This window comes from Bombilactobacillus bombi (assembly GCF_013607485.1).
GTDB lineage: Bacteria > Bacillota > Bacilli > Lactobacillales > Lactobacillaceae > Bombilactobacillus > Bombilactobacillus bombi_A.
In genome coordinates this window covers 1-9,808 of sequence record NZ_SCHP01000040.1, presented here as the reverse complement: position 1 = coordinate 9,808, position 9,808 = coordinate 1, and the positions used below count along the sequence as shown (strand labels likewise).

Annotated in this window: 10 protein-coding genes and 1 tRNA gene; all 11 read right to left on the bottom strand. The window is 39.0% G+C overall.

The features are described from left to right. The coding region (locus EQ827_RS06855; protein WP_181190260.1) for a hypothetical protein at positions 1-213 on the bottom strand (213 nt) is incomplete at its 3' end. 36 nt (positions 214-249) lie between these two features. Further along, entirely contained in the window at positions 250-969 is a 720-nt protein-coding gene (locus tag EQ827_RS06850; protein ID WP_181190259.1) for a LytR/AlgR family response regulator transcription factor, read from the bottom strand. Positions 970-1,308: 339 nt separating this feature from the next. Next, the gene (gene wecB / locus EQ827_RS06845) at positions 1,309-2,451 is read right to left on the bottom strand and encodes a non-hydrolyzing UDP-N-acetylglucosamine 2-epimerase (RefSeq protein ID WP_181190258.1); all 1,143 of its coding nucleotides are present in this window, start codon (positions 2,449-2,451) and stop codon (positions 1,309-1,311) included. A 64-nt stretch (positions 2,452-2,515) separates the two neighbouring features. Next, a tRNA-Arg gene (locus tag EQ827_RS06840) sits at positions 2,516-2,589 on the bottom strand. Positions 2,590-2,656: 67 nt separating this feature from the next. Continuing rightward, positions 2,657-3,850, bottom strand: a complete 1,194-nt coding sequence (locus EQ827_RS06835) for a DEAD/DEAH box helicase (protein ID WP_181190257.1) — start codon at positions 3,848-3,850, stop codon at positions 2,657-2,659. After that, on the bottom strand, positions 3,851-4,840 hold the full coding sequence (locus EQ827_RS06830) for a Gfo/Idh/MocA family protein (protein WP_181190256.1): 990 nt from the start codon (positions 4,838-4,840) through the stop codon (positions 3,851-3,853). Further along, positions 4,841-5,593, bottom strand: coding sequence for a GH25 family lysozyme (locus EQ827_RS06825; RefSeq protein ID WP_181190255.1), 753 nt, complete (start codon positions 5,591-5,593; stop codon positions 4,841-4,843). It abuts the gene before it with no gap. 184 nt (positions 5,594-5,777) lie between these two features. Further along, complete coding sequence (locus EQ827_RS06820) at positions 5,778-6,809, bottom strand: branched-chain amino acid aminotransferase (protein ID WP_181190254.1); 1,032 nt, start codon at positions 6,807-6,809, stop codon at positions 5,778-5,780. A 104-nt stretch (positions 6,810-6,913) separates the two neighbouring features. Beyond that, a complete protein-coding gene (locus EQ827_RS06815; protein ID WP_181190253.1) occupies positions 6,914-7,252 on the bottom strand; it encodes an ArsR/SmtB family transcription factor in 339 nt (112 codons plus the stop codon). A gap of 47 nt (positions 7,253-7,299) precedes the next feature. Beyond that, positions 7,300-9,162, bottom strand: a complete 1,863-nt coding sequence (locus EQ827_RS06810) for a heavy metal translocating P-type ATPase (protein WP_181190252.1) — start codon at positions 9,160-9,162, stop codon at positions 7,300-7,302. A gap of 112 nt (positions 9,163-9,274) precedes the next feature. Next, on the bottom strand, positions 9,275-9,637 hold the full coding sequence (locus EQ827_RS06805) for a hypothetical protein (protein WP_181190251.1): 363 nt from the start codon (positions 9,635-9,637) through the stop codon (positions 9,275-9,277). Positions 9,638-9,808: the final 171 nt, after the last annotated feature.

Sequence of the window (9,808 nt, the reverse complement as noted above, 5' to 3'; positions counted from 1 at the left end):
AACTAAAGTAATACAAGCAGTAATAAAGCTTGGTGTCACTATGATGGTTGTTAAAAAAGAGCTAAAAGTTGTCACTGCAAAGATAGCAATAACTATAGTATTTTTAGTATTAGCTTTTTTCTTAAAGAACATCTTTAAATAATTATAGATAATAATACTTTGCAATAGCGCTGCTAGGAGGGCTAAAAAACATAAAATAAATTTTTCGTTCATATAAGCTTAAATCCTCCTAATCTTGATATTTGTAAGCTAGCTGCGCGCAATAAACTTTTTGAGAATTTCTGGGCGGCGTGCTCCGGCTAGTGGCAGTATTTGACCATCATCTAACAGTAAGTTAGTTTTCTCAATTTTTTGCACATAATCAAGATTTACAATGGTGTTGCGGTAAGACTGATAAAAATTATCATTTTTCAATAAGAAGTGATAACGTTCTAAACGTCCGTGAGCCAGATAATCACCATCAGTAGTGATAAATTTTAATAATCGTTTATCGGAATCAAGCAAACTAATCGCCTTCAAATTCAAAGTCTTGAGCACTAAACTACTTTTATCTTTAAGAGAGCGAATCATAAATTCTTGGGCAGTTTGCTTTTTAATAGTTGCAATAATGCGGTCCAATACCTGCTCTAATTCAGAATATTGGACCGGCTTACGCAAAAAATATTCCGGATGAACCACAAAAGTGTCAAAAACGTAATTGGGAAATGCAGACATGAAGATTATTTTGATATTCTGTTGCTGCATGCGCAATTGCTGGGCTAATTGAATTCCGTTTTGCCTATTCCCCAACTGAATATCAATAAAATAAATCTGTGTCGGTGTACCTTTAACAGTTTCTAATAAGTAAGCATAATCGTCAACATGTTGACTTTTAATTTCAATATTATGATCAAAGGCATATTGTGCCAATTGTCTTTTAATTTTAAGATAATCATCGTGTTTATCCTCAATGATTCTGGTTAACAGCATATTTAACTCTCCATAACTAGTTCAAAATTATTTATTTACATTATAACGTCTTTACCAATTAGTATGAATTATAGAGTGATATTTTTATATCAATAATAAATAATTTTGCTGAATTTTAGCAAACTTCCTAATCACCTGAAAAAAACTTAGATAGTAGTTGGACGGCTTTTTATGATAAAACAATAACTAAAAAAATCTGACCCGGCTCGGCTCTAGTTATTTCTAACTAAAAAGCACAAACCCAATCAGACTACTAAAATTTAAGCATTCAATAATATTAATAATTAATTGCGCATATTCCTAAATTTTAACTGCACAATAATGTTCTAATTTTGGTCACTATTTAAACTCCTCCGGGCGCTGCTGAATTTGTTGGAAGTAATACAAGATAGCAGCACAAATTCGTTCACTAGCGTGACCATCACCATAAGGATTTTTGGCCTGAGCCATTTTTTGGTATTCCTGCTTGTCAGTCAACAACTGCTGCATTTGGGCTTTAACGTTATTATAATCAGTACCCACTAGCTTCAATGTGCCCGCACTAACACCTTCTGGACGTTCAGTAGTATCGCGCAAAACCAGCACCGGCTTACCTAAGGCCGGCGCTTCTTCTTGCACACCGCCGGAATCACTCATAATAAAATACGAGCGATCAATAAGATTATGAAAGTCTAAAACATCTAAAGGTTCAATCAAATGAATCCGTTCGTGGCCGCCTAAAATTTCTTGGGCAGTCTTTTGTACAATTGGATTCAAATGAACCGGGTAAATAATCTCCACATCATCATGTTCCGCCACAACATCACGCATGGCTTCAAAGACCTGACGCATGGGCTGGCCTTGATTTTCTCGCCGGTGCATAGTGACTAAGATGAGGCGCTTATTGGGATCAATTAAATCTAAGACTTCATGATGATAATCTGACTGCACAGTTTGATCCAAGGCATCAATAGCTGTATTTCCAGTGACAAAAATTTGCGTTTTCGGGTGGTGCTCCTGCAATAAATTAGCTTTGCTTTGCTGAGTAGGAGCAAAATATAAATCAGCCAAATTATCCGTCATTTGGCGGTTCATTTCTTCGGGCCAAGGGGAATATTTATTCCAAGTCCTTAAACCGGCTTCTACATGACCAATAGCAATTTGGTGGTAAAAGGCAGCTAACGCCGCTGAAAAAGTTGTGGTGGTATCGCCGTGTACCAAGACTATTTGGGGCTGCTCTTTTTCTAAGACCTGCTCCAAGTCTAAAATCACCGAACTAGTAATTCCACTTAAGGTTTGTCTTTTTTTCATAATATTTAAATCATAATCTGGCTGAATGTGAAAAATATCTAAAACGGAATCTAACATTTCTCGATGTTGAGCAGTCACCACGGTAGTAGTTATAAAATTGGCACTTTGTTTTTTTAATTCTAAAACTAAGGGCGCCATCTTAATAGCTTCCGGCCGGGTCCCAAAGATAGTCATTACTTTAATTTTTTGCATTTTTTATCTCCATTATAAAAAAATCCAGGGCAATCGACTTATTTTGTCCCGGGATTTATTTTGATGATCTCGATCGGAATCGAACCGATAACCTACTGCTTAGGAGGCAGTTGCTCTATCCAGTTGAGCCACGAGACCAAAACTACAGTTGAAGCCGTTGCAGTCTACTTTTATCTTGCCACGAAATCAACCGTCTGTAAAGCTCTTAATGATGTTTTCCCTTATTTTTTTGATAACGCCAGCGCTTTTTAGCGGCCGCTTTTTTAGGAGTGGTTTGAGCTTTTTGAGGTTGTGAACTGTAAGCCCCCGCTTCTAAATGATCCCCCTTTAAATGCACCTTAAGCGGATGAATAGCACTAGTCTTCATGAGTGCCTGCAACTGCCGCCAGTCATGCTGATTACCAAGTGTAATCACCTCTCCTTGTCGACCCATGCGACCAGTCCGACCGCTACGGTGAATATATTCAGTCAGATTATGCGGATTTTCCCAATTAATCACTGTTGTTAAATCAGGAATATCCATTCCACGCGCCGCCACATCAGTTGTTAGTAATAATGACGTCTGGTGCTGTCTAAAGGCATTGAGGGCATCTGCACGCCGCTTTTTAGGATCACTGGTATCTAATACGGTAAAATAAGTCTTGCGATAACGCATGTCAGCGGCCAAGCGGTGCAACTGCTTACTTGACTGGCAAAAGACCAAATTAGTCCGATTTTTACGGTGGGCCAGTCTTTGCAATAATTCCGGCTTTTGTTGACTATCGACCACCATAAAGTAATGGTGTAAACCGGCGCGAAAACGCTCATCTTGCGTTAAATCCACTCTAGCAAAATCTTGTCCGAACCACTTGGGTAATTCCGTAAAAATAGGTACCTTAGTCGCGGAAAAAAAGCCCAATTGAATGTGGCTAGGCAAGCGGTTCAACAAGCCCCTAATAACCTCTAAACGTTCACTTAAAAGTGCATCAGCTTCATCTACAATAAGTGTATCAATATGCTGCAATTTAAGCTTTTTATGCTCAATTAAGTCTTGAATACGCCCCAATGTTCCAACTACTACTTCCGGCTTTTGTTTGAGATGTTCCACTTGACGCTTCATGTTAGCTCCGCCAATGACCCCATAAATATTCACTTCCGGATTCAGCTGGCGCAAGACATCCCGCGTTTGAATTGCTAATTCTTGCGATGGTTCCAAAATTAGCTTTTGAATTCCGCCCTGAGGCTGCACTTGTTCTAACAGCGGCATTGCAAAAGCAAGAGTTTTACCCGAGCCAGTAGGCGCTAAGGCTAGAACTGATCGGCGGGATTGCAGAAATGGATATACTTGAGCTTGAATTGGAGTTAATTTTTGGAAATGCTGCTGCTGAAAATAATTTTGATAAACTGCTGGTATTTGCATTTAAACCTCACCTTGATCCGCGGCAAAGGAAATTTTTGCATCACCGCGAAGTTGTGTTAATAATTGATTGACTTGATCGGATAACTGCCATAACTTTTGAAAATGCAGCTGGTCCTGCTGGCTAATAATCTCAGCAAACACTTGAGTTTCTGCCAACATGGGGTTATGCTCAGCTGCTTGCAAGCGCCAATCATTATAATTATTCCAAATTTGGCGCACCGTACCGCCATCATTGAATGATAAAGTCTTTTTACCGCTGTAAATTTCGGAAGGTAAATTGGAATTGGTAATTTTTCCTACGAGCATTACTACATCAAACTGCTGATAATTCAAAATAATAGTGCCTTGACCATCAACACCTGTACGAATCATCTGCGGCAAGTACTGGGCAGCTTGCGGTTGTCCAAATAGACAAAATGCATCATAAAGTAAGTAAACACCCAAGTCCATCAACGCTCCGCCCGAATATTGCGGTGAAAAAATATTCGGCTCTTGGCCGTCTAAGACCAAGTCATAACGACTAGAATATTTACGATAAGTCAAAGTAGCCCCACTCACTGGCCCTAATTGTTGCAGCTGCTGCTTTAAAGTGGCAAATTCACTTTCATGAATATGGCGCGCAGCTTCTAATACGTAGATATGGGGATGTTGGTCTAATAACTCTTGAATTTTCAAAAATTCCGCCCGGGTAGAAACTAGCGGTTTTTCAACGATGACCTGCTTGTTGGCTTTGATAGCTTGACAGATGTGTTGAAAATGCAAGCTATTAGGAGAAGCAATATAGACCACATCAAAGCGTGTACTAGCAAAAAACTCATCTAAATCAGTTGTCACCACCGCTTCAGGCCTATTAACTTGGTCGCGGAGCTTTTGCCCGTGTTCCAGAGTACGGGAATATATTTCTGCCAGCTGAAATGTAGCAGTCTGCTGACTTGCTTCGAGAAATTGGCGCGTAATCCAATTAGTGCCGATAACGCCTAGTTTTAACATTTAATAACCTCCAGATTGTACATAATGTTGCCAGCGCGTTGAATTGCCCATAAAAACCGATAAATGATATAAATTATTAGTAGCCAAACTCGGAATTTGGCCTTGACGGCTGTATTCCCAAAAATCCACCATTTCCATGTGTAATGGCGGCTTTGAAGCTTGCAGCCAACTACTATTGGGTCTTTTATTAAAGAGACCCACCCAGATTGTGGGAGTTTGAATAATAACTTTACGCTGATAATAGTTTACCAATAAAGTTTGTAATTGTGTCACTGATTGCTTAATTTTTTTGGTAGTGGGACGAGGACGTTGATAGTCGTTAATTTGAATGACGATCGGTAAGGTGCCAATTTGGCGGCCAACACTAGTCTTAAAATTAGCAAATTGCGATTGCGGTGTCGAACTAAAGCTAAAATAGTGGTAAACCCCAAAAGGAATTTGTGCACCTTGCAAGCGCCAATAATTATCTAAAAAACTATCATCAAAATAATCAGCTCCTTGAGTAGCTTTGAGATAGACAAAATCAACGCCATGTTTTTGTAATAGCCGAAAATCCTGATAACCATCTTCTTGGCTCACACTGACTCCTAAAATCGGATATTCGTGGACATCCGGCCGCCCCATATTTTGCAGATGGCGCAGCCATAACAACCCTAAAAAGACACTAACAATCAAACTAGTAATCAAAATTAAAAAAACTTGCCGATGATTAATTGTTGCTGGTTGTGCATGTTGTAACTGATAATGTTTCATCTTCTTACTCCCAATGACTCAACTTTATTTTAAAGCAAATTGATTGGTTACGCAGCGAATAATGGGAAGATTATGAATTTATTAAACTTAAATTTTTACAAACACAAAAATAGTGCTAAGACGTGGAATGCGCCTCAACACCTTATAATAAAATATATACAAAATTGGGAAATTTCCGCTAGTCTTATTCGACTTTTTGAATCCAGCCTTCAGGTCCTTCAATGTCACCAAATTGAATTCCTGTAAGAAGATCATAGAGCTTACGCGTCACAGGTCCAACCTCGGTTTCACTATAAAAGACATGCATTTTACCGTTATGCTCCAAACCGCCGATTGGGGAGATAACTGCTGCTGTTCCACAAGCGCCAGCTTCTTTAAAGCGATCTAAGTCATCGATATAAACGTCGCCTTCTTCAGCTTCCATACCTAGTTCATTTTTAGCTAAATACAAAAGTGAATATTTAGTGATACTTGGCAAAATAGAAGGAGATTTTGGTGTAACAAATTTATTATCTTGAGTAATACCAAAGAAGTTTGCTGAACCAACTTCTTCAATCTTTTTATGATGAACAGGATCCAAATAAACACAATCAGAAAATCCACGCTTATGAGCTTGCTCACCTGGCATCAGACTAGCAGCATAGTTACCACCAACTTTACTTTGACCAGTACCCTTGTGGGCTGCACGGTCGTATTCTGAAGTAGTAAAGTTAGTTGGCGTCAAACCGCCCTTGAAGTAATTACCTACGGGCATTGCAAAAATTCTAAATAAGTATTCATCAGCTGGGTGTACCCCAATCACCCCACCAACGCCCATCATAATTGGTCGAATGTATAAGGTAGCTCCATTGCCATAAGGAGGGACAAAATCCGCGTTAGCCTTAACCACTTGCTTGACAGCATCAACAAACATATCCGTAGGCATCTTCGGCATTAATAAACGCTCACAGCTGCGCTGCATGCGGGCAGCATTTTGATCCGGTCTAAATAATTGAATATCACCATTTTTCGTACGATAGGCTTTCATACCTTCAAAATCAGATTGTCCATAATGCAAAACTGTTGAAGACTCACTAATATGAATATCACTATCCTCTACTAAACCTGCATCTTGCCACTTACCGTCACGCCAATAAGCCTGATAGCGATAAGGTAAATCCATATAGTCAAACCCCAGATCATTAAAATCTATGTCTTCCGCTTTAACTTTAGCCATATTATTCTCCTCCATATCTAATCTATTTTTAATGTATACAATACCATGAAACTGGCTAAAGTCAATAATTAATTTAAAAAATATTAATTAAAATGAGAATATTCTTAATGAGAACGTTGGAGGCCGTTTTTTTCTTGAATATGCGATTTGGTTAAATAATAAATTTGTAAGACATGATCATCAACCAATTGGTAAAAAATCTGTTTGCCTGCTCTTTGCCAGGTAACAAAGCGCTGTTGTTTTAACAAGCTTAATTGATGAGAAACACTGGACTGAGACAAATTCAGCTTTTGAGCAATTTCAGTTACAGTAATAGGTTGTTTAGCCAGCGCTAAAATTATCCGCATACGGGTGGGATCACTCATTGTTTTAAAAAAATCAATAATTGGCTGCAATTCCGCAACCGTTGGTATATCCAACTGTTCAAGGTGCTGTTCACTCATAAGGGTACTCCTTCAAATAGTCTCCTATAAGTGTAGCACATTTAAGTTTAGCGCTGCATAAACAGCAACCGTAACCCATTAAAAATCACCAACAAGGTGCTACCCTCATGCAAAACCACACCCCAAGCAATATTAGTTAACTGTAAAGCATTAAGCACTACTAATACTAGGACTACTATTAGAGATAAAATAATATTTTCAAAGACAACTTGATTCATTTTAGTGGATAAACGATGAGCAAAACTTAATTTTGAAAGGTCATTTTTCACTAATACTACGTCAGCCACATCAATTGCCACATCCGTACCTGATCCCATAGCAACTCCAATATTAGCATTAGCCAAAGCAGGCGCGTCATTGATGCCATCGCCAACCATGGCAACTGGCTGCTTTTGCTGAAGTTGCGCAATAACGTGAGCCTTTTGAGTTGGTAAAACATTAGTAATTGCCTGCTTAATACGTAAATTATGCGCTACTGCTTGCCCTGTGGCTGCAGAGTCGCCGGTAATCATAATAGTTTGAATCTGCTGCTGGTTAAAATAGTTAATTGCTTGTTGGGCTGACGGCTTAGGCAAATCCATAAATGCTAAAATTCCTATCACATGATAATCACAAGCAATATAAACCACTGTTTTACCTTGGCTGCTCCAGCGCTGACAGCGCTTCGCAAATGTACTAGGAACCTGCTTAAAGCTAGTTGGCTTACCAATTTGATAAAAATGCCCCGCATATTCCGCACTCAAACCTTGTCCAACTTGGTTGTGACAGGTTAAGTCGGTAATTTCAACCACTTGTTTAAAATGTTCCTTAACTGCCTGAGCTAAAGGATGATTACTCTGATTTTCCATGGTGACAATAACTGAAATGAGTTTTTCTTGATTTTTAGGAAATTCAAAATATTGATCAGTTACTTGCGGTTTTCCTCGGGTCAATGTCCCCGTCTTATCGAATGCAATCGTCTGTAAATGTGCTAAATTGGCTAAATAACTGCCTCCTTTAAAAAGTACTCCCTGCCTAGCTAAATTAGAAATTCCAGCCAAAGTTGCTGGTACAGCACTAGCAGCCAGCGCACAGGGTGAAGCAGCTACCAAAAAGCCCACCATTCGATAAAAACTAACGTCCAAACTCCAATGTGCTATCAGCGTTCCCACCACCAGCATGACGGGTAAAAGTCCTAAAACGATCTTGACATAAATCGGCGCTAATTTTTGAATGGTTGTTGCTGTTGGACTAGGAGAATCTTGGGCGGCCTGAACGAGATGAATAATTTGTGCAAAAACTGTAGCCTCACTATCTTTAGTCACTTGCATTTCAAAAGTGGAATTGCCATTAATCGTTCCGCCAAAAACCTCTGCCCCGACTTGTTTTTCTTGAGGGAGACTCTCACCGCTGATTGCTGCTTCATTGATAAGAGCTTGCCCCTTGGTAATACGACCATCAGTTGGAACTTGGGCGCCATTCAAAACTCTTAAAGTATCACCAATTTGTAAATCTTTTACTAAAACTGTTTGCCAATAACCATCAGCTGATAAACGTTGAGCCTGCACGGGTGCCATTTTCAAAAGTGCTGTGATTTCACTGCGACTTTTATTCTCAGCATATTCTTCTAAAAAATGTGCCCCCGCAAAAATTAAGATTAACAAAGCTGCCTCTTCAAAACTGCCAATAATCATTGCACCCACAGCGGCTAAAGCCATTAATAAGTGAATATTGGGTACAAATTGATGTTGGCGTTGGGACTGGTTAATTGTATCTCCTAAACCTTCGCCGAGCACATGATACCCCGCCCCAAGAACGGTAGTGGTAAAGAGTAAATTCTTAGTAATTGTCAAATGTGCAGGTACTAGTAATCCTAATAAAAAAATTATTAAGCCAATCAAGTATAACCCCATAGCCTTAGATAACTTCATTTTGCTCCCCACTTTCATTATTTAATTAATGCTCATATGTACAATCATTCATATGTATATCTAAAATATAAAGCAGCCGTAGCTGCTTGTCAAGAGGTGTCGTCTTAATCCTTTAACTATTAGTTATTTGGGCATTAATTTCATCCACTACCTGCCGGGCTTGAGTTTGAGGCAGACTCAAAACTAAACGTACAAAGGCTTCATTTTTTAATTGAATAACAATCGGTGTTTCTTTAGTCACAGCATTCCAAAAGGTGCGCTCCCCCTGCTGTACAAAAGTCCCAGCTAACTTATTGGGTAAGCCCAAACCTGGATTACGGACACCTTTTTTGTCTTTCCAAATTCCCCTATCAATTGTTGCCCCTAAAACATGTGCTAGTGGAAAAGTTAACTTTTGCTTTAATGACCAGATTTTGTCGAAACCACGGGGTATAACTATTAATTGTTGATCCTGAATATAAATACTAGTACTCATAATTATCATCTCTTTCTTGACTTATCAGTCAAAATTAACTCAAAAAAATTAAATTTCATTATTAGGAATTTGCGCGCGCTGCAACAAGCGTTGTCCCAAAAGTACCGCAACATCCACACTATCAACCTGCTGACTCCAATTAATAATTAATTGCCGTACGCTAGGATTTTG